26 protein-coding genes are annotated in these 25,737 nt (G+C 39.6%); 4 read left to right on the forward strand and 22 right to left on the reverse strand.

All coding sequences use genetic code 11. From position 1 onward, the window contains the following. Positions 1-51: 51 nt before the first annotated feature. From purF to AAFQ93_RS01700, 15 genes are all read right to left on the reverse strand, one after another. Positions 52-1,494, reverse strand: coding sequence for an amidophosphoribosyltransferase (gene purF / locus AAFQ93_RS01630; protein ID WP_375555445.1), 1,443 nt, complete (start codon positions 1,492-1,494; stop codon positions 52-54). An 18-nt stretch (positions 1,495-1,512) separates the two neighbouring features. Next, complete coding sequence (locus tag AAFQ93_RS01635; protein WP_223140345.1) at positions 1,513-2,616, reverse strand: hypothetical protein; 1,104 nt, start codon at positions 2,614-2,616, stop codon at positions 1,513-1,515. A gap of 53 nt (positions 2,617-2,669) precedes the next feature. Further along, a complete protein-coding gene (locus AAFQ93_RS01640) occupies positions 2,670-6,395 on the reverse strand; it encodes a phosphoribosylformylglycinamidine synthase (protein WP_375555446.1) in 3,726 nt (1,241 codons plus the stop codon). Positions 6,396-6,458: 63 nt separating this feature from the next. Next, positions 6,459-7,166, reverse strand: a complete 708-nt coding sequence (purC, locus tag AAFQ93_RS01645) for a phosphoribosylaminoimidazolesuccinocarboxamide synthase (RefSeq protein WP_375555447.1) — start codon at positions 7,164-7,166, stop codon at positions 6,459-6,461. 168 nt (positions 7,167-7,334) lie between these two features. After that, positions 7,335-8,675 (reverse strand): bacteriocin secretion accessory protein, encoded by a 1,341-nt coding sequence (locus tag AAFQ93_RS01650; RefSeq protein WP_001190313.1) that lies wholly within the window; start codon positions 8,673-8,675, stop codon positions 7,335-7,337. A gap of 12 nt (positions 8,676-8,687) precedes the next feature. After that, a complete protein-coding gene (gene comA / locus AAFQ93_RS01655; protein WP_375555448.1) occupies positions 8,688-10,841 on the reverse strand; it encodes a peptide cleavage/export ABC transporter ComA in 2,154 nt (717 codons plus the stop codon). A 353-nt stretch (positions 10,842-11,194) separates the two neighbouring features. Further along, complete coding sequence (locus AAFQ93_RS01660) at positions 11,195-11,431, reverse strand: hypothetical protein (RefSeq protein WP_223140350.1); 237 nt, start codon at positions 11,429-11,431, stop codon at positions 11,195-11,197. Positions 11,432-11,537: 106 nt separating this feature from the next. After that, positions 11,538-11,747: a bacteriocin immunity protein gene (locus tag AAFQ93_RS01665; RefSeq protein WP_223140351.1), complete on the reverse strand. Its 210-nt coding sequence runs from the start codon at positions 11,745-11,747 to the stop codon at positions 11,538-11,540. 24 nt (positions 11,748-11,771) lie between these two features. Continuing rightward, positions 11,772-11,960 carry a hypothetical protein gene (locus AAFQ93_RS01670; protein ID WP_049531126.1) on the reverse strand — a complete coding sequence of 63 codons (189 nt, stop codon included), beginning with the start codon at positions 11,958-11,960 and terminating at the stop codon, positions 11,772-11,774. A 39-nt stretch (positions 11,961-11,999) separates the two neighbouring features. Then, positions 12,000-12,170, reverse strand: a complete 171-nt coding sequence (locus tag AAFQ93_RS01675) for a H354_08695 family bacteriocin-like peptide (RefSeq protein WP_000067700.1) — start codon at positions 12,168-12,170, stop codon at positions 12,000-12,002. Between the two features lie 231 nt (positions 12,171-12,401). Then, positions 12,402-12,578, reverse strand: a complete 177-nt coding sequence (locus AAFQ93_RS01680) for a class IIb bacteriocin, lactobin A/cerein 7B family (protein WP_049526785.1) — start codon at positions 12,576-12,578, stop codon at positions 12,402-12,404. Between the two features lie 574 nt (positions 12,579-13,152). Continuing rightward, the gene (locus tag AAFQ93_RS01685; RefSeq protein WP_000130002.1) at positions 13,153-13,389 is read right to left on the reverse strand and encodes an acyl carrier protein; all 237 of its coding nucleotides are present in this window, start codon (positions 13,387-13,389) and stop codon (positions 13,153-13,155) included. A gap of 5 nt (positions 13,390-13,394) precedes the next feature. Continuing rightward, positions 13,395-14,387: a phosphate acyltransferase PlsX gene (plsX, locus tag AAFQ93_RS01690; RefSeq protein WP_223140352.1), complete on the reverse strand. Its 993-nt coding sequence runs from the start codon at positions 14,385-14,387 to the stop codon at positions 13,395-13,397. Next, positions 14,384-15,154: a DNA repair protein RecO gene (gene recO, locus AAFQ93_RS01695; RefSeq protein ID WP_075226983.1), complete on the reverse strand. Its 771-nt coding sequence runs from the start codon at positions 15,152-15,154 to the stop codon at positions 14,384-14,386. Before recO ends, plsX begins: the two co-directional genes overlap by 4 nt. Beyond that, a complete protein-coding gene (locus tag AAFQ93_RS01700; RefSeq protein ID WP_375555449.1) occupies positions 15,151-16,320 on the reverse strand; it encodes a pyridoxal phosphate-dependent aminotransferase in 1,170 nt (389 codons plus the stop codon). The genes recO and AAFQ93_RS01700 overlap by 4 nt, the downstream gene beginning before the upstream one ends. 269 nt (positions 16,321-16,589) lie before the next feature. On the opposite strand from AAFQ93_RS01700, the gene AAFQ93_RS01705 reads away from it, so the two are divergent. From AAFQ93_RS01705 to AAFQ93_RS01720, 4 genes are all read left to right on the forward strand, one after another. After that, positions 16,590-16,757, forward strand: coding sequence for a hypothetical protein (locus tag AAFQ93_RS01705; protein ID WP_375555763.1), 168 nt, complete (start codon positions 16,590-16,592; stop codon positions 16,755-16,757). 269 nt (positions 16,758-17,026) lie between these two features. Further along, positions 17,027-17,311 (forward strand): type II toxin-antitoxin system RelB/DinJ family antitoxin, encoded by a 285-nt coding sequence (locus tag AAFQ93_RS01710; RefSeq protein WP_375555450.1) that lies wholly within the window; start codon positions 17,027-17,029, stop codon positions 17,309-17,311. After that, positions 17,301-17,654, forward strand: a complete 354-nt coding sequence (locus AAFQ93_RS01715; protein ID WP_375555451.1) for a type II toxin-antitoxin system RelE/ParE family toxin — start codon at positions 17,301-17,303, stop codon at positions 17,652-17,654. The genes AAFQ93_RS01710 and AAFQ93_RS01715 overlap by 11 nt, the downstream gene beginning before the upstream one ends. Positions 17,655-18,140: 486 nt before the next feature. Next, complete coding sequence (locus tag AAFQ93_RS01720) at positions 18,141-19,151, forward strand: YeiH family protein (protein ID WP_375555452.1); 1,011 nt, start codon at positions 18,141-18,143, stop codon at positions 19,149-19,151. A 134-nt stretch (positions 19,152-19,285) separates the two neighbouring features. On the opposite strand, the gene AAFQ93_RS01725 is transcribed toward AAFQ93_RS01720, so the two are convergent. The 7 genes from AAFQ93_RS01725 to radA all read right to left on the reverse strand — a co-directional run bounded on the left by AAFQ93_RS01725 (position 19,286) and on the right by radA (position 25,735). After that, positions 19,286-19,723: a CoA-binding protein gene (locus tag AAFQ93_RS01725; protein WP_223140356.1), complete on the reverse strand. Its 438-nt coding sequence runs from the start codon at positions 19,721-19,723 to the stop codon at positions 19,286-19,288. Positions 19,724-19,865: 142 nt separating this feature from the next. Next, on the reverse strand, positions 19,866-20,705 hold the full coding sequence (gene srtB, locus AAFQ93_RS01730; RefSeq protein WP_375555453.1) for a class B sortase, LPKTxAVK-specific: 840 nt from the start codon (positions 20,703-20,705) through the stop codon (positions 19,866-19,868). A 74-nt stretch (positions 20,706-20,779) separates the two neighbouring features. Beyond that, the gene (gene abpA, locus AAFQ93_RS01735; protein ID WP_375555454.1) at positions 20,780-21,463 is read right to left on the reverse strand and encodes an amylase-binding adhesin AbpA; all 684 of its coding nucleotides are present in this window, start codon (positions 21,461-21,463) and stop codon (positions 20,780-20,782) included. Positions 21,464-21,763: 300 nt separating this feature from the next. Next, positions 21,764-22,732 carry a ribose-phosphate diphosphokinase gene (locus AAFQ93_RS01740; protein ID WP_000010179.1) on the reverse strand — a complete coding sequence of 323 codons (969 nt, stop codon included), beginning with the start codon at positions 22,730-22,732 and terminating at the stop codon, positions 21,764-21,766. A 216-nt stretch (positions 22,733-22,948) separates the two neighbouring features. Next, positions 22,949-23,443, reverse strand: coding sequence for a beta-class carbonic anhydrase (locus AAFQ93_RS01745; protein WP_375555455.1), 495 nt, complete (start codon positions 23,441-23,443; stop codon positions 22,949-22,951). 160 nt (positions 23,444-23,603) lie between these two features. Further along, positions 23,604-24,299: a TIGR00266 family protein gene (locus AAFQ93_RS01750; protein WP_375555456.1), complete on the reverse strand. Its 696-nt coding sequence runs from the start codon at positions 24,297-24,299 to the stop codon at positions 23,604-23,606. A 71-nt stretch (positions 24,300-24,370) separates the two neighbouring features. Further along, complete coding sequence (radA, locus tag AAFQ93_RS01755) at positions 24,371-25,735, reverse strand: DNA repair protein RadA (protein ID WP_375555764.1); 1,365 nt, start codon at positions 25,733-25,735, stop codon at positions 24,371-24,373. Between the last annotated feature and the right edge of the window lie 2 nt (positions 25,736-25,737).

A 25,737-nucleotide genomic window follows, 5' to 3' on the forward strand; every position in this document is an offset into this window, starting at 1 on the left:
ATTTTTATTTGTCATTTGTTTTTTCCTTTTCCTTTCCTTCAATGGGGAATTTTATTTGTAAAAACTCGTTTTTTCTTCCAAACTTCTACGATATTCTTCTTCATAATCATAGAGAGGAGTTGGATATTTCCCATCAAAGTAAGCCACACAAAGACCGCCATTTGGCGCATCTGTTTTAATCCCAATAGAGTCAATCAATCCATCAATAGAAAGATAAGTCAGACTATCCGCACCAATGATTTGGCAAGTTTCCTCAACGGTATGATTAGCCGCAATCAACTCCTGACGTGTCTGAATATCAATCCCGTAGAAGCATGGGTAGGCAAGAGCAGGACTCCCAATGGCAACGTGAACTTCTGATGCCCCCGCTTCTTTCAAGAGTTGGACAATACGACGTGATGTTGTTCCACGTACAATGGAGTCATCAATCATGACCACACGTTTGCCTTTAACGACACCAGAAACGGCAGACAATTTCATTCGAACTCCTTGCTCGCGCAATTCTTGAGTCGGCTGGATAAAGGTCCGTTGTGTATATTGGTTCTTGATAAGGCCCATTTCATTTGGCAGACCTGATTCTTCGGCAAATCCCATAGCTGCGCTGAGTGAGGAATTTGGTACCCCAACTACAATGTCAGCTTCATGCTTGAACTCACGTGCCAATTGAGCTCCCATTCGCTTTCGAGCTGTATGAACATTGACACCATGGATATTCGAGTCGGGACGGGCAAAGTAGATGTACTCCATGGAACAAATTGCCAGCTGAGTATCGTTTGTATAACTGTCATACTGGATACCACTATCATCAATAATGACAATCTCGCCTGGTTTCACGTCGCGAATCCACTCAGCACCGATGACTTCAAAGGCACAGGTTTCAGAGGAAACGACTACTGCTCCATTGGCCATTTTCCCGATTGACAGAGGACGGAACCCATTTGGATCAAGCGCTGCAATTAACTTATCTTCAAACATCAAGAGATAAGCAAAACCACCTTTAACAAGACTGAGCGCTTCCTTGATTTTCCCCATCAAGTTTGGATTGTGGCTACGACGAATAAGGTGAGCCAAGATTTCTGAATCAGAAGTCGAGCTAAAGATTGCTCCTCTTTGTTCCAATTCTTGCTTGAGCGATTCTGCATTGGTCAAATTCCCGTTATGAGCCAAACCAAACTGCATATCGTGAAAGCGGAAGAGGAAAGGTTGGATATTATCTACAGAAGCTTCTCCCGCAGTCGCATAACGCACATGTCCAATCGCTCCGGTTCCTGTCAATTTATCCAAATTAGCAGGATTTTTGAAGACTTCTGATAAAAGCCCCATATCACGATGACGCTTCAATTGTCCATGGTCATTGGAAAGGATCCCTGCCCCCTCCTGACCACGGTGCTGAAGACTATGGAGTCCAAAATAGGTCATTTTGGCAGCATCTGGGTGGCCCCAGATACCAAAAACACCACATTCTTCATTAAGAGATTTTACTTCGTATGTCATTTTATATACCTTTTATTTTTACATTATAGCCCACTCTTCTAAAAGAAAATTAGGAATTTCATCTGGCTCGACTCTCTTATAACTATCAACACCTACATACTGACCCAAATTAGGGTCACCGAAAAGTTCTTGACTAAGTAGCACAAGCTTCCCATTTGTTCTAATTTTTTCTTTAATTGTCGGACTAAAGTAATAGTTTTCAGTGTAAGCAAATATTAAATAATTAAGAAAATCCAGTTTCTTCAATCGATCGCTACTATTGAACTGACTTTTTAGAGATCTATATTTCCAATCCCTTTTATGATAAAAAGCTAGCACCATCGTCTTTTCTTTTAATGGTAAAATAGCCAGGTGCAACTTCTGAATACGATTATTTTTTGAATGGTTACTCGTATCATTCACTGGATATTCATACATATCTCTAATCAACGTTAATGAGCCTTGAAACGCTATCGGTGTCTTATAGGGGAGCACCTCATGAAAAATAATTTGATATGCTCCTTTAAGATTGTTTTCAATAGCAGTTTTATGGAGTAAAATTTCATTTTGAAAATCTTCAATATCATAATCAAAAGAATTATGAAGATCTTTTATTTTTTGAGATGTATTCTCTAATGTTTTATTAGAAATCTCAGGCATTCTTAAGTATAAAGCCTTCTTAATTGTATTATCAGACATTGATTTTTCAAAATGATATTTTTCCTCCCTCCTTCTAACTAGTTCTAAAAGGAAATTTTTCAATGCAATTTGTGACAACATTTTATCGCTAGGATAAGACGTAAGATTCATTTCATTTTCATATTCCTGAAAATAGAAAGAATCACATTTACGACAAATAATTTGTATCGTTCCCGAATTGCTCACTCCCTTATCATTATCTGACAGATCACTCCCTATTAAATAACCAGCTTGAGTCAACTTGCCAGAATCAGAAATATTTTTTAACGATAACTGTGGAATGGTGTGAGAGTTGCAAAAACTTGTAGTATCTTTATCACAAAGCAAACACTTTCTTGGCTTTAAGTCCTCCTTCATTACTCTCATCTCTCTAGATAACGATTTTTTCAATTGAATCTTTTTTTCAACATCAGGTATATCGATTAATTTATTCAAATATTTCACAAACTTTCATTTTTCTTCTCAAAACACACCAATCGTCTTAGTCATCTATAGTCTTATTTCCCAGTAAAGTATTTAACCGCTGATGCAAAGAGATGTTGATCTTTATTTCCTGGAATATTTTGGAAGAGACCGTCTTCATAACGTTCTGAGTGTCCCATCTTACCGATGATTTGACCATTCTTGCTGGTGATCCCTTCGATAGCATTCACAGAACCGTTAGGATTGTATTTAGAATCCATGCTTGGTTTTCCTTCGAAGTCAACGTATTGGCTAAAGATTTGACCATTATCACGGAGCTCCGCAAATTCCTCAGCTGTCACGACAAACTTACCTTCACCATGTGATACTGGGATGGCATGAATGTCACCAACTTCCACTCCAGCAAGCCATGGTGAGTTGGTATTGGCAATACGTGTTTCAACCATCTTAGCCACGTGTTGGTTGGCATCATTGTAGAAGAGGGTTGGACTAGTACTGCTTGCATCTTCAAAGTTACCGTATGGAAGAAGACCTGATTTAACAAGAGCTTGGAATCCGTTACAGATACCGATAATCAAACCACTACCTTCGATGAAGCTATCAATGGCTGCACGCACTTTTTCGTTAAGCAAGATATTAACGATAAATTTAGCTGATCCATCGGGTTCGTCGGCGGCTGAGAAGCCACCTGCAAAGAAGATAATGTTAGCTTTTTCGATATTGTCAACCATGGTGTCAACAGACTTGACAATAGCCTCTTCGTTAAGTGTGACAAATGGTACTAAGTTGACTTTTGCACCTTCTTTTTCAAAGGCCTTAGCTGAATCGTACTCAGAGTTGGTACCTAGGAATACTGGGATGTAAACCACTGGTGTCTCAACTGTTTCTTTAGCTTTGATAACAGCATCTGATGCCACAGCAGGCACTTCTTCCAACTCAGTTGCTTGTGCAAATTCCGTTGGGTAGACCTCTTCCAATTTACCTTGGAAGGCACTGTCAAGCTTGTGTCCATCAAGCGTTACACCATTGACAGCAAGTGTAAAGTCAGCTGCTGTTTGTCCAATCTTGGCAACACCTGAAATCTCTTCAGGAGATGTGAAGACGAATCCACCCAATTGAGCTGTCAAGGCAGCCTCAAGATTTTCAAGGGTTACAGTGACACCGATATGGTTACCAAATGTTGCAAGGGCAAGAGCTTCAAGGATACCACCATATTTGACCGCTGATGCAGATGTCACTTTATGGTCAGCTTGGATGGCTTCAAATTGAGCAAAGTTAGACTTGATAAGATCAAAGTCAATTTCCTGTGCCAAAGCTTGACCTGGGATGTAGTAAATATTTTCACCAGCAGCTTTAAATTCTGGAGAAAGAACCTTACGGCTATCTGCAGTTGTGACACCAAAAGCAACCAAGGTTGGTGGTACGGTTAATTCTTCAAAGGTACCAGACATAGAGTCCTTACCACCGATAGATGGCAAGCCAAGCTGAATCTGAGCTTCGATAGAGCCTAGGAGAGCTGCTACTGGTTGACCAAAACGCTCTGCTTGTTTATCCATACGCTCGAAGTATTCTTGATAAGAGAAACGAGCCTTAGACCAGTTTGCACCAGCAGCAACCAAACGAGCAGTTGCTTCGATGACCGCATAAGCCGCACCATGGTATGGAGACCATTCTGCTACATAAGGGTTGAATCCTTGCGCCATGACAGAAGCAGTTGTTGTCACACCATGTTGAACTGGCAATTTCTGTACAGAAGCTTCCGTTGGTGTGATTTGGTAACGACCACCAAGTGGGTGATTGACTGTTGAACGACCAACTGAGCTATCAAAGATGGTTTGTAATCCTTTTTGACTGGCATGGTTCAGGTCAGCCAAGACTTCAAGAGTATCAGCTTCAAGGGTTTCAGCAGATGTTTGACGTTCTTCTGGAAGCTTGACATCCTTGTCAACCACCTTAGCATCTACAACCACACGTACACCGTTTGTATCAAGGAAACGACGTTCCAAATCAACAATGGTCTCACCATTCCAGTGCATGACAAGATTTGGTTTTTCAGTTACTGTCGCAACGACAACAGCATCAATATTTTCTTTGTTACATGCTGCAATGAAGGCATCCACATCTTCTGGACGAACCACTACAGCCATCCGTTCTTGAGATTCAGAAATGGCAATTTCTGTACCGTTCAAACCTTGGTATTTCAATGGCACTTTGTCTAGATCAATTTCAAGACCATCTGCCAATTCACCGATAGCCACACAGACACCACCAGCACCAAAGTCATTTGATTTCTTAATCAGACGTGTTACTTCCCCATTACGGAAAAGACGTTGAATCTTACGTTCTTCGATGGCATTCCCTTTTTGGACCTCAGCACCAGCTGTTTCAACAGATTCAACGGTTTGAACCTTAGAAGAACCTGTCGCACCACCGACACCGTCACGTCCAGTCTTACCACCGAGCAAGATAATCACATCGCCAGCTTCAGGCTTTTCACGGACAACATTTTCCTTAGGAGCCGCACCGACAACTGCACCTAGCTCCATACGCTTAGCAACGAAACCTGGGTGGAAGTATTCACGAACGTAAGTTGTTGCAAGACCAATTTGGTTACCGTATGAAGAATAACCGTGAGCCGCTGTTTTAGAAATCACTTGTTGTGGCAATTTACCAGCACGAGTTTCTGAAATCGGAGCTGTAATATCACCAGCACCTGAGATACGCATGGCTTGGTAAACGTAGGAACGACCTGACAATGGATCACGAATGGCACCACCGATACAAGTAGCCGCTCCACCAAATGGTTCGATCTCAGTTGGATGGTTATGAGTTTCGTTTTTGAACATGAGAAGCCATGGTTCTTTGACACCATTAACATCCACTTCAATTTCAACTGAGCAGGCATTGATTTCATCAGACACTTCCATGTCTTCCAAACGACCATTAGCACGCTCATAACGACCAAAAATAGTCGCCATATCCATCAAGGTTTGAGGTTTTTCGGTACGTCCCAACTCATCACGCATGGCAATATACTTGTCATAAGTAGCTTGCAATTGTTTTTCAAATTTTGAAGCTGAGAAGTCGATGTTTTTCAACTCAGTTTCGAAAGTTGTATGACGACAGTGATCAGACCAGTAAGTATCCAAAACCTTCAACTCAGTCTCAGTTGGCACCCGTCCAATGGATTTGAAGTAATCTTGAATGAAGAGAAGGTCATCCACTTCCATGGCCAATCCTTGCTCAGCCTTATACTTAGCAAAATCTTCTGCCGTATAAGTTTCAAAGAAATCCAAGCTTGGAATGGTCTTGTCAGACTCAGAGAAATCCTGTTTCGCAATGCCAACAGTGATATCTTTGAAACGAGAATCCACTGGGTTCAAAAGGTAGTTTTTGACAGCTTCCAACTCATTCACATCAATATCTTTGTTAACCAAGTAAAGTTGCGCTGTGTTCACTGTTACATCATTTGAACTACCAAGCAACAGCAAAGCTTCTTGTGAAGATGCCGCACGTTGGTCAAATTGACCAGGCAAACTTTCGATAGCAAAGAAAGCATAATTATCAAGATCAACCTTAACCGCAGCTTCATCTAAAACAGTATCGGTCACTTGCTCAGAGAAGATGTGTTTTTCCGCACGCGCAAACAAGTCCTCTGCCAAACCAAAGACATCGTAAACCTGAACAATACGAAGATCCTTCAAAGTTTTCAACTGAAGATTATGCTGTAATTCTTTTACTAAAGACTGAGATTTTACACGAAAATCAGCTTTTTTCTCAACGAAAATACGTTTATCCATTTTATTTCCTTTATTTCTATTCAAATAGGTTATCGAAGACGAAGGTTTTACCTTTCAAACAAGTTACTTCAAGCCCTGCAATTTCTCTAATACAACCTTATATACATCTGTCAAACTGCCTAAATCTCTACGGAAAACATCCTTGTCCATATGGTGCCCTTCCGCATCCCAAAGACGGCAGTTATCTGGTGAGAATTCATCTGCCAAGATAATCTTGTCATCCTTATCAAAGCCAAATTCCAATTTGAAGTCAATCAAACGAAGACCAATTTGTGCAAACCAATCTTTCAACAATTCATTGATACGACGCGTTTCTTCCTTGATATAAGCAATTTGCTCATCATTGGCAATATCCAAGAACTTGACATGCTCATCATTGATGAATGGATCATCCAAATCATCGTTTTTGTAGTAAAATTCAACGATTGGAGTTTTTAAGTCCAAACCTTCTTCAACGCCAAAACGTTTAGAAAAAGAACCCGCAGTCACGTTACGAAGGACAACCTCCAAAGGAATGATTTTTACTTTTTTATTCAATTGTTCTGTGTCAGAAATACGTTCGATAAAGTGTGTCGCCACACCAGCAGCATTCAATTTTTCAAAAATAAGAGACGAAATCTGATTATTCAGCACACCTTTACCCTCAATGGTCTCTTTACGAGCTCCATTCAACATAGTGGCCTGGTCCTTGTAGACCGACTTAATCACATTTTCGTCTTCTGTAGTATAGATATCTTTAGCTTTTCCCGTATAAATAAGTTTACTGGACATTTTCTTGTTCGCCTTTCGTATTACTTTACATCATTCTAACACAACAGACACTAAAAATCAAATATTTCACGAACTATATTTGATATCATATCTGAAAAAGTACAGAAAAATCGCAAACGAATTTTCATTTGCGATTTTCTAAGATTGATTTGAGTTAAAATGAGAACTTTATTCTTGTTTCAAAAAGCGGTCAAGATAGTAGCGTAAAAAACTCTTCCTACCTGTAATCATAGTCAAACGACCTTCAAGTCCATAACGAAGTTTTTCTGCTTGTTCAGCATTCAAATCCGTCTCTGCCTCTAATTTAAAGAAATTGCCCTTTTCTGTCTGAGTCGCACTGGTATCGATATTCGTAATCTTGGATGTCAACACTAGCTGCTTATTGGCATCCGTTACCGTTGTAAATCGTACCTCATTTCCAGGCTTGAGACCAGCCACTTCCTTAGAACTGATATAAGCTGTCAGTTTTGCCTTCCTCTCTCTAGCCAACTGCGGAAAAAGGTGAGCGAGGATAGTTCCTTCTGGAATGATGGTAGATCGACTATGCTCAGGATTCAAATGTAGAACACCATCTTCTGTTGCTGTAATTTTCTCCTTCTCTAAAAGATTCCCTTGAATCTTTTTACCCGACTCCGCTTCAAGAATTTTCTGATCCAAGAGCGTTAATTCCTGGCCTACCTTGGCTAGTTGCTGAGATTTTAATGACTCCAACTGACTTCCCAATCCAGATGCATAAGCTTGCTGGGCTCCTGAACCTGCATACTGTACTCGATAACCTGCAAGAGTTGACTCCAACTGAGTGATTTGAGCATCTAGCTGAGATAAGGCCTGCTGTTTGGTTTCCGATCCTTGCTCCTTTGTCGACTGATAAATAGCATAAGCTGGATGATCACTCTCTAAGTGTCCATCACCCTGAATAGCAGACTTGGCTTGCTGATATTCTTTAATTTTGGACTGGGTTTCTCCGATGAGATTGCCTAATTCTGCCTGACTACCACTGGCTGCTGCATTTTGAGATGATATACTAGCATTTTGTTGCTCAACCTGACTCCGTAAACTAGCAACTTGATTTAGATAATCTAAAAAACTATGCTGATAGCCAAATTTATCTGCTTCTGGAAATTGATCACTTCCTGCTTGAAGGCTTGCTTTTAAATACTCCAGTTGAACCTTCTGATCCTTGAGCATTTCCAACTGACTGGCATAATTCTCAGCCTGAACGGCTTCTGCTCCCTCTTGGTATTGAACGAGAAGATCCCCTTGCTTGACAAACTTATTTTCAGCCAAATGATTCGCCACAATCTTACTATTACTACTAGACTGAATGGTAGCAATGATACGAGCAGGTTCTACCGTAGCTCCAGCTGTCAAGCTTATCTCCTTTTGGGCAAAGATTGAAAAAACGATCAGGAACAAAAACAAGATAAAACTTGGAAAAATCACATAACTAGAAAAATTATGGTAACGACGATTGTAAAACTCAGCACTTTCTAAAAATTCTGATTGCATCTTTTCTCCTCTCTAACTATTCACCAAGTGGGCATAGAAACCACCCTGAGCCAGTAATTCCATATGTGTACCCTCTTCGACAATCTTTCCCTGATCCAAAACGACAACCTTCTCTGTCCGCTCAGCAATGGTTAAACGGTGGGCGATGAAAATCAAGGTCTTATCTAAAGCCATCAGATTATCGACAATTCGCTTCTCGGTCAAAATATCTAGACTGCTGGTCGCCTCATCCAAGATCAAGACAGGCGCATCGGTCAATAGAGCACGCGCCAAAGCGATCCTCTGACGTTGCCCACCTGAAATGCCCGCTCCATCCGAAGTCAATTCTGTCTGGTAATTCAGTGGCATGCGCTCAATATCCTCCCGAATCTCTGCCAACTCCACTGCTCTCAAGATATCCTCCTGGGTCGTCCCCTCCTTAGCTCCGAGGAGAAGATTCTCCAAAATCGTTCCGTTAAAGACGTAGGGCTGCTGAGGCAGGTAGTTGATATACTGGCGCAGAGCCTTTTTATCAATCTGATTGAGATTGACACCACCCAGGCTAATCTCCCCCTGACTTGGATCATAAAAATTAACCATCATCTTAGCCAAGGTCGTCTTACCCGATCCTGAAATCCCTACAAAAGCCACTTTAGAGCCTTGCGCAATGGTTAGATCGATGTCCGACAAGACATCTCGGCCATAGCCATATTTGTAGTGAACCTGCTTGAAATCCATATCTCCTTCTAGCAAGCTCAAATCTGAGACTGTTTTCTTTTCCTCAAACTCAGATGCAACCAGATAAACTTCATTGAGACGGTTATTGGCTACCTGCGCTGTCTGAAGTTTGGTTTGCAGGTTGATGATATTTTCCAATGGATTTGTAAAGTAAATAAGCAAGGTATTATAGGTAATCAACTGGCCCAAACTCATCTTATTATCCATGACTAGGAGAGCCCCCATCCAGAGAATGGCAACATTGAGCAAGAGTTGGGCAAGCTTTTTCAGAGCCTTTTGCTGACTTTCTGCCCGACTGTAAGTAAAAGATTTTTTCAGATAATCTACAAATTCCTTGTCAATCTTTTGGTAGCGTGAACTTTCACTAGTTAAGGACTTGATGGTCTCAATGCCATTGATGTCCTCAATGATAGAAGAAGACAGAACCGCATTGGCTTCCATAGTTTCCCGATTCATCTTTTCAAAGGGCTTCATAAAAGCAAAGATAATCACTGTGTAGATAGGAAGGGCTAGTAAACTCATGAAAAAGAGATTGCTATTCTGCGAAAATAGAACTACTGAAATAATCAAGACAGTAGATACATCCAAAAAGATTGACAGAATAGTCGAAGCCAGCGCATCGATGATACTATTTGCATCCGTGAAACGAGACACGATTTCCCCTGTCCTTCGTGTTGCAAAAAAGGACATGGGTAGATGGAAAACGTGCTTGATATAGGACAAAATCACATCAATGGACAAGCGTTGCCCCAAAACAAGTAAAAGATACTCCTGGGCATAAGATAAGATTTGCTGAAGGACATAAACGATGACTAGCCCTATCGAAATAATTCCCAGTGTCGAGCGCATCTGATCTGGTACATAAGTATCAATGATAGACTGCAGATAATAAGAACCCACAATGTTAATCAAGGTCACCAAGAGGGTCGCCAAAACGATATTAACAATCAAACCTCGCTGTTTCACTAATATAGGGATAAAGGATAGCAGACCATTTTTTTGTTCCTTATGAGGCTTATAACTCGGAGATGGTGCCATAAAAATAGTGATTCCTGTCCACTCCTTGGCAAAGCGTTCACGAGAAATCTTGGTCAGCTTAACACTAGGATCTGGATCAGCAATATAAATGTTGTTCTTGTCCTGGCCAGTCACCACATAATAATGGAGCAATTTCCCTTCCTTAAGCACATGAGCCACAAAAGGAAAAGTTACATCCGGCAAATCAAACAAGGTCATGTCCGCCTTTATTGCTCGCGTCTCAAAACCTATCTCCTCAGCAACCTTGACTAAACCTAAAGCCGTAGTCCCATCCATGGTCGTCTTGGCCAACTCTCGCAAGTGAGCCAGAGAATAATAACTACCATAATAACCAAAGACCATGGCTAATGAAGCCACACCACAGTCCATCTGGTCTACCTGAGGACGATAATGCCGTTTACTAAATTTCATATCCTACTCCTTTTCCTAACAATATCCAAAGAAAACTTTGTAAGATTATTTTATCCAAACAAAGAAGCAAAAAGAAAATTATTTCTAAAAAAACAATAACTGCACCTGAACAGCACTTTTTCATAAATAAAAATAGGTAGAACAAACGTCCTACCTAGAAAATATAATGATTAATATTTCTTACCTTTTCCAATTTTTTTGTCAATCATATACAAAACTATAAATGAAAACAAGGATGGTACAAGATAACTTTTTCACTCATTATCATCTGAAATCCAAGTGTTGTTAGTATCTTGAGAATAAACATATTCATCAGAAATAAGAAAAGGAATGTTAGAAAGATTTTTAAAGTCTTATTCATTTCCATCCTGATTATCTTCTTTACCTCTTATTTTCTGGATAGCATGATATTTTACCGCTATGTAAATGATTAAAAAAAGTAGGGGATAAGAGAATAAATCTGAAATTTCCATGAAATTTACACTATACTTTCCTAGCAATAGTTTATAGTCTATTAAAACTTGCATGATAGAAAGTACAATACGTACTAGTAGAAGCAGCCCTAATAATATCACTTCTTTTTTAAACATACGAATATCTTTCTAACTAAAATTAAACTACGGTTCATCAGCTTAATACCCCAACATTCCCCAAGATTGCCCTAATACTGGAGTCACAAAGTTCAAATTCATTTTATCAACCTTTATCACATTTTTCTTCACTTCTATAAAGTAAAATAAATGCCATCCCAAATAGTGAAATCGTAGGTATATCAAAATATTCAAACCATGTAGGTAGATTTATTTTGTTTACATCAGCCACTATTCTAACAATGATATAAACCATCGAACTGCAGCATACAGTAAACTCTAGCCAAGCTTTTTGTAACACTTGAACGACTTTCATCTCAAACTCCATTTTGATGGTCCATCAATTCCCAATCTTACTTCCTTTTGTTTGATACTTGTATCCTACATAAAACAGACCAAGCAGAATTGGATAGTTTTCTGGATAAAACAAGGTATTGATCGGTTTTTTCAAAATCAAATACGTTGCGATATAGATAATGACTGACACTATAAAATAACCTTCAGCAAATCCTAATAAAAATGTTTTCATTGCAGACTCCTGCTTTCTTATAAAGAATTTACTAGCTTTTTATCCACCTCGTGATGCAGACTGATAACCATTATACGCACCCCAAGCTAATAGTCCAACAGACAAAATACCACCACCAATTAAAAGTACTACTCCTCCACCATTGACTTCTTGCAGTTCAACATCACTTAACGTAGTATAATTTTGTTCAATAGTTTGTAAATTCGACATGTTTATCCTCCATTTTAATAATAAAAATTAGTTTTCTTTTAATACACCAATAATAATCATCAATACACTCATAACAAACGCAGACAACAGTCCTTTAGTAGTACTATTGAAAAAAGGTCTATCAAAAACATAATAATTATATGCAGATAATCCTAAACCAACGGCAGTCACCACAATTGTAATAACGAGTAGTATAATCCAAAATGTTTTCTTGCTCATATTTATCAAAAACTATGGATGAGTAATATAGTAGAACGTTTTACCAGCAGCTTCACCAACTTGGTAAATCCCCCAACCAATTGCAATACCCACAGAGACTACCTCCCAAGCAACTCCCCCATCCACTTCCATTAGCTCTTCTTCCGTAAGAGCTACAAAGTTCTGTTCCATTTTATCAAAGTTTGTCATTTGTTTTCTCCTTTATTTTTATATTTGTGATTTCTAACCTTTAAACCATTTTAAAAGCCAAATTGGATAAATAACTGAAATAATCATTTCTAATCTCCTTCCTTTTCTTCTCACTTGTCTATTCGAGAAATCATTTTAAAATAAACAGCTAAATCAAATTTATTTTAAGAACCACTTAATTAACCATGGATACACGATTGGCATAAACATGAAGCAATCTCCTTCCTTTTCTTCTCACTTATCTATTCGAGAAATCATTTTAAAATAAACAGCTAAATCAAATTTATTTTAAAAACCACTTAATTAACCATGGATACATGATTGGCATAAACATGAAGCAATCCCCTTCCTCTTCTTCTCACTTGTCTATTCGAGAAATCATTTTAAAATAAACAGCTAAATCAAATTTATTTTAAAAACCACTTGATCAACCACGGATAAAGACCGGTCACATACATCAGTAATCCTCCTTTTTTGTTCTCATCTCTTTATTCGTAAACTCAACTATAAAACTTCAACATCTTATCTTTTTTCGAGAAATAAAAAAACAACATGACTTGCATGTTGCTTTATGTTAGATTTTATCTTTAATGGCTTTTAATACATCTGCTACACTTTGGAGGTGATCGATTTCTTCATCACTAATTTCGATTCCGAATTCATCCTCAATGGTTAGTACGAATTCCATCAAATCTACCGAATCAGCATCTAAATCATCCTTCAAACTCAAGGCTTCTGTTACTACGAAGTCTTCCCCTTGACGTTCTTGGATAATGGTCACGACGCGGTCAAAAATTTCTTTATCTGTCATATATATTATTCTCCTGAAAATTCACGCGCAGTTTGAGCAACTACGTCTGTTTCTAGCATAGTACGAATCTGACGAATCGTACTATACACAGCCTTGGCATCACTTGAGCCATGAGTCTTAACAACCGGCGCCTTAACACCAAACAAAACTGCACCCCCAACATCTGAATAGTTGAGCTGCTTTTTCAAGCCTTTAAGACTATCCTTAAGAAGAAGAGCACCAAGTTTTGCTCGAAGTCCACCACCTGTAATAGCATTTTTTAGCAAGCCCATGATCCCCATGGCTGTTCCTTCAATGGATTTGAGCACAGCGTTTCCCGTGAAACCATCTGCCACGACCACATCTGCAACGCCATTCATCAAATCACGCGCTTCCACATTACCGACAAAGTTCAAACTCTCATCAGCTGCTAGCAAGTCATAAGTTTCCTTGCGGAGTGGATCTCCCTTGCTGCTCTCTGTCCCGTTATTAAGCAAACCAACTCGTGGTTTTGCAATTCCACGAACATTTTTAGCGTAGAAAGAACCTAGGATGGCATATTGATGAAGATGATGGGCTGTATTTTCTGCATTGGCACCAAGGTCTAGCATATCAAAACCTTTCCCATCAACTGTTGGTAAAGTTGACATAAGTCCAGGTCGGTCAATATTCTTGATGCGACCAACGATGAAAAATCCTGCCGCTAGCAAAGCACCTGTATTCCCTGCTGATAGCACGGCATCAGCCTCACCATCTTTGACAGCCTTAGCAGCCAATACCATACTGGCATTTTTCTTCTTACGAATGGCTTTTGTCGGTTCATCATCCGAATCAATTTTTTCATCTGTATGGATAATGCTGACGCGTTCTGTAGCTGTTAGATATTGCTTGATTTTGCTTTCGTCTCCGTAAAGTTGAATTTCAATATCTGAAAAGTCAGCAAGAGCTTGATTGACACCCTCAACGATGGCTTGAGGTGCGTAATCGCCACCCATTGCATCTACTGCGATTTTTTTCATTTGTCTTCCTCTTTTAGTAATTGTCCCCAATCAGCTAGGGAATCAATAAATTTCTTTGATTTTAGGTGAATTCCGACGTATTCTTCATAAATTTGATCCATGAACTGACGCAATTCTTGCTTGATTTCAGACTTGAGAGAAATAGTCTCTAAAGTCTCAAAGTTGATAGCTTGAAATTGATTGAGCAGATAGGGAATGTTTGGATTCAGATGACAACGTTTCTCGTCCTCATGGTAATGATCAGGACATAAGCAAGCACCATATTTGAAAGAAAAATCAAAGGCCTGACCCACCCGATGGCAAAAAACACACTCATTAAAATTGAGGCTGATCCCAAACCGTGTCAAAATTTGAATTTCAAAAATATTGGTCAAGACCTGATAATCTAAACCCTCTTCCATCAGCTCTAAAGTCTTTTGTAAAAAAGCAAACAAGGGAGCATCCTGATGATTGTCCTGCAAACTCGCATCAGCCAAAGCTGCCACATAGGTCGCATAGGCCATGACAAAGAGATCACTATTGATTTTTGGGAAGGTCATCACCTCATGATAGTCTTCAATATAACTAAGTCCATCATCATTGATTCGCAAAAGAAAACGAGCCAGCACCAAAGGTTGAATAACTGGAGCCAGTTTGGACTGACCGGCATGTTTGACAAAAAACATCCGCTTGCCGACCTGTTCTGTAAAAATCTTGACTAGCTTGTCATCCTCACGAAAATTACGATTGTAGAGCACCAACCCCTGACTCGTAATAGACTGAATCATGCTTCTCTCATGTACTCCTCAAGACGTTTCATAGCTTCTCTGATGGTTTCCATGCTAGCTGCATAAGACAAGCGCACATAACCTTCTCCATATTGACCAAAAGCTGCACCAGGGATAAAGGCTACAGCCTTCTTGTGGGCAAAATCCTTCAGAAAAGCAAAGGAATCTTGATTGTAGCCTGCTGGAATCTTAGCAAAGATATAAAAGGCACCGTCAGGTTTGATAATCTCAAAACCAAGGGCAGTCATCTTGTCGATAATGTAATCCCGACGCTGGATGTATTCCTTCTTCATCGGCTCTGCATCATCTTTACCAGCTGTTAAGGCTTCTACTGCAGCATGTTGCGCCATAGTATTCGCAGCAGTTACCAAGTACTGGTGACTCTTGATGAGTTGGGCTGTGAAATTTGCTGGTGCGAAGATAAAGCCTAAACGCCAACCTGTCATAGCATGTGATTTGGATAGACCGTTAATGATAATGGCCTGATCTCTCAGCATTGTTCCCAAAGAGACATGATTTTCCCCTGTATAAGTCAACTCTGAGTAAACCTCATCACAGACTACGAAAATCTCATACTTGCGTAAAACGTCAGCCAAGGCTTCCAACTGTTCGCGACTATAAGTAATTCCAGTAGGGTTGGCTGGATAGTTGAGAATGACTGCCTTGAGCTTGTCACCCTGCTCCAGAATTGCCTTCTCCAGCATTTCAGGAGTCAAGACAAAACCATTTTCAGTCGTATCAATCTCGACAATCTCTGCGCCAACTAGATTAACAATTGGTTCATAACCAGGATAGGCAGGAGCTGGCAAGAGAACCTTGTCTCCCTCTTCTAAAATAGCTGTCAAAGTAGCTGATAGAGCCTCTGTCGCACCAATTGTGACCAAAATTTCATTTTCAGGATTATAGTCTAGCTGGTATTTTTCTCTTACAAAATCACTAGCTGCCTGGCGTAAGGTCATCAAACCACTCATCCCTGTATAGTAGGATTGATTTTGGTCAATGGCGCGCTTAGCCGCCTCCTTGACATGGTCTGGAGTTGTAAAGTCAGGCTCTCCCAATGTCAGACGTAGAACCCCAGGAATCTCAGAAATAGCCTGGTCAAACTGACGAATCAAGGAAACTTGAATCTTATCTAACTGTTTATTAAAGCGCTTGGTTAAGTCCATAGATACCCTCCTTGCTTAAAGGACATATGTCTATTATACTACAAAAGCCCCCTGACCGCAAAAATACATTATAGAATAAGGCTAGCATAACAAATTGAAGTATGTTCATTTAAATTCATTACAACACTACGTTTTTAGAATCCTCAATGAAAATCTCATGAAACTAGGAATCGAGGTGAAAGCATAACTAAAGTTAGGTAAGCCGAAGATGACAAGGTATTAGGAGATTTTCGACAAGTATTGAGAAGTTACGTAAGGAAATAAATCGGATAGGGGTCAATATAAATCAGATCACAAAAAAAGTAAACGAAGATAATCAGGCTAACCTAAATGAATTTAGTCAGATTCTTGAATTTCAGAAACATTTGAAAGATACAGTCAGACAATTTATTCAAAAACAAGAAAATCAAACAAAGGTACAGGACAGATGGTTGTAATAAGAATTATTGTTGACATTCTCTCTTATCTATCCTAAACTTATAACTAAGGATAAGATGATGTCGAGTGACTGGTAACAGTTTGCTCAAATGTTGCTGATGATTCAGGTTCAGGTTCGGCACTACTTTCAGCTTTAGGCTGTAAAGAACCCGCTCCACCACTGGTCCTATTCGTTTCACTCTTGGAGTATATTCAAGAGTTTTTTTTCTTGCAAAAAAAGTTCAAAAAACATATACTGGATATACACGATATAGAACGGAGATATACCATGACTACATCACTTGTTAAGCAATACAATTTTAAAATCAATGAGTTAGCAATGGAACAAGCTAGAGCCATTATCAAGGAAAAAGGAATGACCATGACGGATGCTATCACTCTTTTTATAGAGCAGATTGTCCTCGAACAGGACTTGCCAATCAAGACTGTAGAAGATTTACACCGTGAACAGTTGATTGAGGAATTACAAGCTCAATCCGAACGAGCCTTAAGAGAATATGAAGCAGGAAAAGGAACTTCCCTAGACAGTATGAGGGCACGCTATGGCTTATAAAGTAATTATTTCTGATGAAGTGACCCAAGCTATTGACAGTATTCATGATTACATCACTACTGTTCTTTTATCATCTCAGTCTGCTAAAAATACTGTGGGTAAAATTTTAGATGGCTTAAAAAGTTTAGAAGTCTTTCCTGAGGCTGGTTTTGACGCCGATGAAAAAATTGGTGTAAAGATTAATAGTAAGTATCCTACACGAGGAAAAATTATTGGTCAGTATGTTTTACTCTACTTCATCGACCAAAAACGAAACACTGTTTTTTTATCTCACCTCTTCCACATAAAAAGCGACTATGTCACTTTGCTACAAAATGGTACTAAAAAAAGCTCAACTGATTGAGACATCTTTCTTTATTTTATAAGCTCCGAAACCTTAATTTTTGGTACCGTCTTGGTTTAACAGTACGCTGTATATATAATATTTTACAGCTACTTTTCCTTTAGAAACGTTGATTTAATAAGGATTTAGATATTACATAGTATACCTTTGTAAAATACGGTTTTGCTAATCTTCGTTACAACTATTCTAGCACCATTATTGATTACTAGATCGGTAATGTCATTTCTGAGTGGATAGTCAGAAAGTGGCTAGACAAGCGCGACAAAAAAATATAACCTGAGTTTAGTTTTAATAAAACTAGACAAAAAGAAATACCAGAGGTGGAGCTCTGGTATTTCTGTTTTTGCCAAGACTTCGTTACAGTTCTTGTACAGCTATTATCACATAAATTTGAGAAACTTGTCAAATAATTATTAAACTTTACTTTCTCTTTACTTTTCTGACAGATAAGATTATAATAAGGAGTATTTATTTTCGGAGGTTTTTATGTCATTTCTATCAAAAAATTGGGCAGGACTTTTGGTCTGTCTTATCATATCTATCATTTCTTGGATTTTAGGAGGCTTCTTGCCTGTTGTGGGAGCACCTGTTTTCGCCATTTTTATCGGAATGATTCTCTACCCCTTTCTCACTCCCTATAAACAACTGGATGCTGGTTTGACTTATAGCTCCAAAAAATTGCTTCAGTATGCTGTTATCTTGCTTGGTTTTGGACTCAATATCTCTCAAGTCTTCGCAGTTGGAAAATCTTCGCTCCCTGTCATTCTATCTACCATTTCTATAGCCTTGATTGTAGCTTATCTTTTCCAACGCTTTTTTGATTTAGATACAAAGCTAGCTACCTTGATCGGTGTTGGTTCCTCTATCTGTGGAGGTTCTGCCATTGCAGCGACTGCTCCCGTCATCAATGCCAAGGAAAAGGAAGTCGCCCAAGCCATTTCCGTTATCTTTTTCTTCAATGTCTTGGCAGCTCTTATCTTCCCAACTCTAGGAACCTGGCTCCATCTTTCCAACGAAGGCTTTGCCCTCTTTGCAGGAACTGCGGTCAATGATACTTCCTCTGTAACAGCCACTGCCAGCGCCTGGGATAGTCTTTACCACACAAACACTCTTGAGTCTGCTACTATTGTCAAATTGACACGCACCCTAGCTATTATCCCTATCACTCTCTTCCTCTCCTACTGGCAAAGTCATCAACAAGGCAACAACCAAGGAGTAAAACTTAAAAAAATCTTCCCTGTTTTCATTCTCTACTTTATCCTAGCTTCTCTGCTAACCACCGTCCTTACTTCTTTTGGTGTCAGCAGTAGCTTCTTTGCACCTCTCAAACAACTATCTAAATTCCTCATCATCATGGCCATGAGCGCTATCGGTCTCAAAACCAATCTCATTGCTATGATTAAGTCCAGCGGTAAAGCTATTCTACTTGGAGCTCTCTGCTGGATTGCCATCATCCTGACTAGTCTCGGTATGCAAACGCTCATCGGTATTTTCTAATACTCTTCGAAAATCAAATTCAAACCACGTCAACGTCGCCTTGCCGTACTCAAGTACAGCCTGCGGCTAGTTTCCTAGTTTGCTCTTTGATTTTCATTGAGTATAACACAAAAGGTAGCCCGCAAGCTACCTTTTTATTGTTCAAGAATTAAACGTGTATGTTCTCTCTTAATACAACGGTTCATCACGATATCATCGCAACCTCCAGCACGCAAGATTTCTTCCGCTTCTAGACTTTCAAGTCCTAGTTGCGCCCAGAAAATCTTAGCATCAGCCTTGAGAAAATCTCGTGCCACATCTGGTAGAAACTCACTACGACGATAGACATTGACGATATCTACAGGGAAAGGAATCTCAGCTAGACTAGCATAAGCCTTTTCTCCCAAGATTTCCCCACCTGCAGCCTTAGGGTTTACTGGAATGATTTTATAGCCACGAGCCTGCATTTCCTTTGTCACTCGATTGCTCGTTGTTTCTTCACGGTCAGACAAGCCCACTACTGCTAGAGTTTTACTGCTTGCTAGATACTGACGGATCACGCCATCACTTGGATTGATAAATTCTTGAGTCATAAAAATCCTCCTTTTTCATCAGTATAGCATATTTTGAAAGGGTTTGCAGAAAATTACTATAAAAACAAAAATCAAAAAATCCTCCCAAAATTAAACTATTTCATTTAATTTGAGGAGGATTCATAAAAATTTTATTTAAAGATTATTCTCTTGTTGGTTTATACTGAAGGCTTTCTCCATGTTGTTTGACAAAGTCACTCATCTCTGAGTCAGGAATTTGTCGAAGGTAGAGATTGGCACGAATCGTATCATCTTCTTCACGACAAGTAGAAAGAACAAGATATTTATCCTTAGCTGATACCTTAACATTTGGTTTCTTAACCTCTGCAGTATCATAAATAATATTTAGCTGTTTCTCAAAATCCGCATCATCATCAAAAGAAGTACGGTAAAAAGCTGTTTCTTCTGGCACAATAATCATGGCAACAGCTTCATAATAATACTTTCTCTCTGGAGTTTCAATGACTACATAAGGATGTGCATCAAAATATTCTTGGCGACTGAAGTAATTCACATCTTTAAACATACGATGGTCAGGCACTTTACTACCACGAGCGTGACCAAATAACCAAGTCAATCGATCGCTAAAGTCCTTCTTGTTATCGGCGTCCATAAAGACTGCCCCCATTAAAGGCTCGTTAACGCCATCAAAGCGCTTATCTAAATAAGTCGCATTATCCGTTGTTTGAACAACTGGTTCATCTAACTGGGTACCAGGAATATATACGTAACCAACCGTCTCAGAGTTTGTTGCGAGCAATCCTTTAAACTTATTAGCAAGATATTCCTTTTCTTCCTCACTAGTAGTGTAAGTTTGCTTTGGAGCTTCCTGAGTAACCTTTGCATCATTTAGCTTATCTCCACTTGGAGCTAGGAAGCTTTTATAGATAAAGAAGCCTCCCAAAGCAACGATAGCTACTGCAACGATTGAAGCAATTATTTTAGTAATTGGTGATTTCTTTGTCGTAGAACGTCTACTCATCTTTTCCTCCCTCATTTTTTACCAAAAAAATCACTGAAACCAAGTTTCAGTGATTGGCTACTTTTTAAATAAAATTATTTAGCAGCGTGTGTTTTTGGAAGGGCTTTTTGACCTGCTTTAGCATTTGCGCCTGCTTTTTTAGCAGCTGCGTCTGCTTTTTTAGCTTGGTCTACAGCACCTGGTTTACCATCTTCTGGTTTAGTTGCAGCTTGATCAGCAGCTGCTTGTTCTTCTGTTACTCCACCGTGGTTAAGAGCTTTATCTTCTGCATCGCGCATTTCTTTAGTTTTGTTGTCTTGAACACCAGTTGGATCGTTCCAGTATTTACCTTCACGTTGAGCTGCTTCACGGTATTTTTCTTGCAATTTTTGAACGTAACGGTTACGAACAGTATTGTAAATTTCGTTATAAGCTTGCTCACCTTTAGCTTTAGCTGCTGCAACTTCAGCTTCTAGAGCGTTTTTCTTATCAGTAAAATCATGGCCTGAGTATCCTGAATCCAAGAAAGCTTTCAATTTAGCTTCAGCTGCTTTAACTGCTGCTGCTGCTGTTTGATCAAATTGACGTTGTGCCTCTTCACGGATTTCAGCGTCATGTGCTGCTACTTGTGTATTAGCTTCATCTGCAATATCACGTTCAGAAACATAATGTTTTTGAATCAATGCGTTTGAGCTATATGAATTGTCAGATGCAAATGCTGGAGCTGCTGCTGAGAATACTGCAAGAGCTGCTACTGATGATAATAAAACTTTCTTCATGTTTTATCTCCTCTTTGATTTTTAATTTTAATTATAAGGATAACCCTTATTACCTCAAATTATATCACATATATTTGAGTTGTCAAGCTTTTTCTTAAATTATTTTTAAAATTTCTGGTAAAAAACGAGTAAAATTTATTATATTCTTAAAAAATAAGCAATATTCTCGAAAGATTAAGGGAAAAAATGGACTAAAAAACGAACAATTAGTGAAATTTTCACATTTTCCTGATCTAATTAAGAAAACTCCCAACAAGGTCTATCACTTTGTTAGGAGTTTTGTCTGATCCAACGAATTCGTTAGATTTTTTTCTCAATACTAAATAATGGAGATAGAGGACGTTTTTCATGGATACGGATGATAGCATCTGCCAAGAGATGAGCGATAGAGATTTGCTCAATCTTATCAATCAAACGTTCTTCTGGTAGGTAGATAGTATCCAAAACAACTAATTTTTTAATAGCTGATTTTTGGATATTATCCATAGCAGGACCTGAAAGAACTGGGTGCGTACAGCTTGCGTAAACTTCGACAGCACCAGCTTCTGCAAGAGCATCTGCCGCATGGCAAATAGTTCCAGCTGTATCGATCATATCGTCAATCAAGATACAAGTCTTGCCTTCTACCTTACCAATGATGTTCATCACTTCACTGGTATTCATCTTGTCCACGCTACGACGTTTATCAATAATGGCAATCGGAGTTTTCAAAAACTCTGCCAATTTACGAGCACGAGTCACCCCACCATGGTCTGGACTGACAACCACATAGTCAGAACCAACCATGCCACGACGCTCAAAGTAGTCTGCAATTAAAGGAGCACCCATCAAGTGATCGACAGGAATATCAAAAAATCCCTGAATCTGTGCAGCATGCAAGTCAATCGTCAACAAACGATCCACTCCAGCCACTTCTAGCATATTTGCTACAAGTTTTGAAGTTATTGGCTCACGCGCTCTCGCCTTTCTATCCTGACGTGCGTAACCATAGTAAGGCATAACAACGTTGACAGATTCTGCACTGGCACGTTTCAAAGCATCTACCATAATCAAAATTTCTAGCAGATTGTCATTTACAGGTGAGCTAGTTGATTGTAGGATAAAGACGTGTTTCCCACGGATCGATTCTTCGATATTAACTTGAATTTCTCCATCTGAAAATTGACGTACAGTCGATTTTCCCAACTCTATCCCAATCTCTTGCGCCACACGCTCTGCCAATTCTCTATTTGAAGAAAGGGCAAAAAGCTTTAAATCAGAAAAAGACATGATTTCCTCCAGTATTTATGTATCACTTGTGTTTTTTCACAACATTTTTCCAACTACCATTGTAGCGCTTTTTTCTTGATTTTTCAATAAAAAATAAGACAAGAATGGACATTTATCCCCTTGTCTTGTGCTCATTTATATTCCTTATATTCAAGCTGAAATGTGACAACTTAGACATTCTATCTCATAGGAAGATAGGAACTCACAAAGGAAAAGTTAGTATACCTCTCTCATACTGCCTGTATCCACATCATAAACAGCCCCTGAAATAACCACATCATCTGGAATCAATAGGCATTCTCGAAGTAACTGCATATCTTCACGAACACTCTCCTCAACGTCTTGAAAAGGGAGAAAATCTTGATCCGAGACATCAACCCCTAATTCAGTTTTTAAATGTTCTTGAAACTCTTCGTTTTGAAATGTCTGAGCACCACAGTCTGTATGATGAAGAACCACAATCTCTCTTGTTCCCATTTGTTGCTGAGAAATCACGAGTGAGCGAATCATATCGTCTGTCACTCGACCGCCCGCATTCCGTAAAATGTGAGCATCTCCAAGTGCTAACCCCAAAGCTTGTGCAACGTGCAGACGTGAGTCCATACAAGTCACAATGGCTACTCTTGTTTTCGGCTTGATTGGCAGATTTAACTGCCCATGCAGGGCAACATAAGCCTGGTTGGCTTGCATAAACTGTTCAAAATACGACATGACAACACACTTTCTTATTTTTAAGATAATTTGAAAACCAAATTATTTATCTTCTATCTTACCATCTTTTCTTTGTCTTGTCAGTTTTCAACTTCCATATAAAAAAACTAGAACAGAAACTTCTAGCATCTAGCTTGGGTCCCTATCCTAGTTTTTATTGTTATGATTCTTTTTGGATATACTTGTTGAGAGAGCCTGCAAAACTTTGAAGATTGAGACTTTGTACATAAACCTCACCAGTACCTCGGAAGGTATTCACCACTCCTTCGCCTGTACCAATAGATTGCCAGAAACCATTTTCTAAGTGGATATGATAGTCCAAAGATTGACTCCAAGCCACCACATGGGCATTGTCAATAGTTATTTCTTGGTTTTGTAGCTCAATTTTCTTAATAGAGCCAAAAGCATTGGCCAAAAGAGTTCCCTGACCTTGAGTAGTCATTACGAAAAGACCACCTTGACCTCCGAAAAGTGCTTTCCCAATAGATTGGTGCTCCATTGTATAGAAAGCCGTCCCATCAAGAGCTAGAAAAGCCCCATCATTCAATCGATACTGCTTTTCGCCTAGTTCAAGAGCAATCACTTGACCAGGAGTATCTGGTGCTAAAGCAAGATGTCCGTTGTCAGACTCTGCAATAGCTTGAGTAATGAAGGTACTTTCACCAGAAACCATAGAACGTCCTACAGCTTTGACAAAACGCCCCAAACCAGAACCACTCGCATTAAGTTGGGTATTGAGGCTGACATTAGGTGTGTGGTAAACCATGCTACCGCGCTGGATAAAGACTGTTTCTCCTTGGTTGAGCGATAACTCTACCAAAGGAAATTGCATTTGACTATCCATAGAAAATTTCATCAGAAATTCCTCCTTGTTTTTAATAAATATTAGCTATAAAGTGTTTTGCAATCTAAAACTGAGTAAGACTATTAGGAAAATACTTTTTTCAAGACTTCTCCGATAGTCGTCACTCCGATTACCTGAATTTCCTTGGGTGGAGTGATTCCTGTCAAGGAATTTTTCGGTACATAGATTTTTGTAAATCCAAGTTTCGCTGCTTCATTGATGCGCTGCTCGATACGATTTACACGCCGAATTTCTCCAGTCAAACCTAATTCTCCTACAAAACATTCCTGAGGATTGGTTGGCTTGTCCTTGTAGCTTGACGCAATAGCTACTGCTACCGCAAGGTCAATAGCAGGCTCATCCAATTTGACACCACCAGCTGATTTGAGATAGGCATCCTGATTTTGGAGAAGCAAACCTGCCCGTTTCTCCAAAACAGCCATAATCAAGCTAGCACGATTGAAATCAAGGCCTGTTGTAGTCCTCTTGGCATTTCCAAACATAGTCGGTGTCACCAAGGCTTGTACCTCTGCTAAAATCGGACGGGTTCCTTCCATAGTCACCACGATAGACGAACCAGTTGCACCATCTAAACGTTCTTCTAGGAAAACTTGACTAGGATTGAGCACCTCAACCAAGCCACCTGATTGCATCTCAAAAATCCCAATTTCATTTGTCGAGCCAAAACGATTTTTGACCGCTCTCAGAATACGAAAAGTATGGTGACGCTCCCCTTCAAAGTAAAGCACCGTATCCACCATATGCTCCAACATACGAGGACCTGCCAAGGTTCCTTCCTTGGTCACATGCCCTACAATAAAGATGGCAATGTTATTGGTTTTGGCCAGCTGCATGAGTTCTGCAGTCACCTCACGCACCTGAGACACAGAACCTTGAACTCCAGAAATCTCAGGAGACATGATGGTCTGGATAGAGTCGATGATGAGAAAATCTGGCTGAATTCTCTCTATTTCTGCCCGCACGCTCTGCATATTGGTCTCAGCATAGAGATAAAACTCACTATCAATATCACCTAAACGCTCTGCACGGAGTTTGATTTGCTGAGCAGACTCCTCCCCACTGACATAGAGAACTGTCCCTACTTGAGACAGCTGGGTTGAGACTTGTAAGAGCAGGGTTGATTTCCCAATACCTGGATCCCCACCGATAAGGACAAGACTTCCTGGTACCACTCCGCCTCCAAGCACACGGTTGAATTCTTCCATTTCCGTCTTGGTACGATGGACATTGATAGAGGTCACATCCGCCAGTTTCATGGGCTTGGTTTTCTCACCTGTCAAGGACACACGCGCATTTTTGACCTCGGCAACCTCAACCTCTTCTACAAAGGAAGACCAAGACCCACAGTTAGGGCATCGTCCCAGATACTTGGGTGAATTATATTCACAATTTTGACACACAAATGTCGCCTTTTTCTTTGCGATAATAA

Source organism: Streptococcus nidrosiense, from assembly GCF_042140045.1.
GTDB classification, from domain to species: Bacteria; Bacillota; Bacilli; order Lactobacillales; family Streptococcaceae; genus Streptococcus; species Streptococcus nidrosiense.

What these genes read in the sequence shown, in the direction of transcription:
- AAFQ93_RS01740 (WP_000010179.1), bottom strand. Translation starts at nt 22,732, where the DNA reads ATGTCTTTTTCTGATTTAAAGCTTTTTGCCCTTTCTTCAAATAGAGAA.
- AAFQ93_RS01660 (WP_223140350.1), bottom strand. Translation starts at nt 11,431, where the DNA reads ATGTTTAAAAAAGAAGTGATATTATTAGGGCTGCTTCTACTAGTACGT.
- purC (WP_375555447.1), bottom strand. Translation starts at nt 7,166, where the DNA reads ATGTCCAGTAAACTTATTTATACGGGAAAAGCTAAAGATATCTATACT.
- AAFQ93_RS01640 (WP_375555446.1), bottom strand. Translation starts at nt 6,395, where the DNA reads ATGGATAAACGTATTTTCGTTGAGAAAAAAGCTGATTTTCGTGTAAAA.
- AAFQ93_RS01720 (WP_375555452.1), top strand. Translation starts at nt 18,141, where the DNA reads ATGTCATTTCTATCAAAAAATTGGGCAGGACTTTTGGTCTGTCTTATC.
- AAFQ93_RS01710 (WP_375555450.1), top strand. Translation starts at nt 17,027, where the DNA reads ATGACTACATCACTTGTTAAGCAATACAATTTTAAAATCAATGAGTTA.
- AAFQ93_RS01750 (WP_375555456.1), bottom strand. Translation starts at nt 24,299, where the DNA reads ATGAAATTTTCTATGGATAGTCAAATGCAATTTCCTTTGGTAGAGTTA.
- recO (WP_075226983.1), bottom strand. Translation starts at nt 15,154, where the DNA reads ATGATTCAGTCTATTACGAGTCAGGGGTTGGTGCTCTACAATCGTAAT.
- AAFQ93_RS01670 (WP_049531126.1), bottom strand. Translation starts at nt 11,960, where the DNA reads ATGAAAACATTTTTATTAGGATTTGCTGAAGGTTATTTTATAGTGTCA.
- AAFQ93_RS01745 (WP_375555455.1), bottom strand. Translation starts at nt 23,443, where the DNA reads ATGTCGTATTTTGAACAGTTTATGCAAGCCAACCAGGCTTATGTTGCC.
- AAFQ93_RS01700 (WP_375555449.1), bottom strand. Translation starts at nt 16,320, where the DNA reads ATGGACTTAACCAAGCGCTTTAATAAACAGTTAGATAAGATTCAAGTT.
- AAFQ93_RS01680 (WP_049526785.1), bottom strand. Translation starts at nt 12,578, where the DNA reads ATGACAAACTTTGATAAAATGGAACAGAACTTTGTAGCTCTTACGGAA.
- plsX (WP_223140352.1), bottom strand. Translation starts at nt 14,387, where the DNA reads ATGAAAAAAATCGCAGTAGATGCAATGGGTGGCGATTACGCACCTCAA.
- AAFQ93_RS01675 (WP_000067700.1), bottom strand. Translation starts at nt 12,170, where the DNA reads ATGTCGAATTTACAAACTATTGAACAAAATTATACTACGTTAAGTGAT.
- purF (WP_375555445.1), bottom strand. Translation starts at nt 1,494, where the DNA reads ATGACATACGAAGTAAAATCTCTTAATGAAGAATGTGGTGTTTTTGGT.
- srtB (WP_375555453.1), bottom strand. Translation starts at nt 20,705, where the DNA reads ATGAGTAGACGTTCTACGACAAAGAAATCACCAATTACTAAAATAATT.
- AAFQ93_RS01650 (WP_001190313.1), bottom strand. Translation starts at nt 8,675, where the DNA reads ATGCAATCAGAATTTTTAGAAAGTGCTGAGTTTTACAATCGTCGTTAC.
- AAFQ93_RS01685 (WP_000130002.1), bottom strand. Translation starts at nt 13,389, where the DNA reads ATGACAGATAAAGAAATTTTTGACCGCGTCGTGACCATTATCCAAGAA.
- AAFQ93_RS01715 (WP_375555451.1), top strand. Translation starts at nt 17,301, where the DNA reads ATGGCTTATAAAGTAATTATTTCTGATGAAGTGACCCAAGCTATTGAC.
- abpA (WP_375555454.1), bottom strand. Translation starts at nt 21,463, where the DNA reads ATGAAGAAAGTTTTATTATCATCAGTAGCAGCTCTTGCAGTATTCTCA.
- comA (WP_375555448.1), bottom strand. Translation starts at nt 10,841, where the DNA reads ATGAAATTTAGTAAACGGCATTATCGTCCTCAGGTAGACCAGATGGAC.
- AAFQ93_RS01665 (WP_223140351.1), bottom strand. Translation starts at nt 11,747, where the DNA reads ATGAAAGTCGTTCAAGTGTTACAAAAAGCTTGGCTAGAGTTTACTGTA.
- AAFQ93_RS01725 (WP_223140356.1), bottom strand. Translation starts at nt 19,723, where the DNA reads ATGACTCAAGAATTTATCAATCCAAGTGATGGCGTGATCCGTCAGTAT.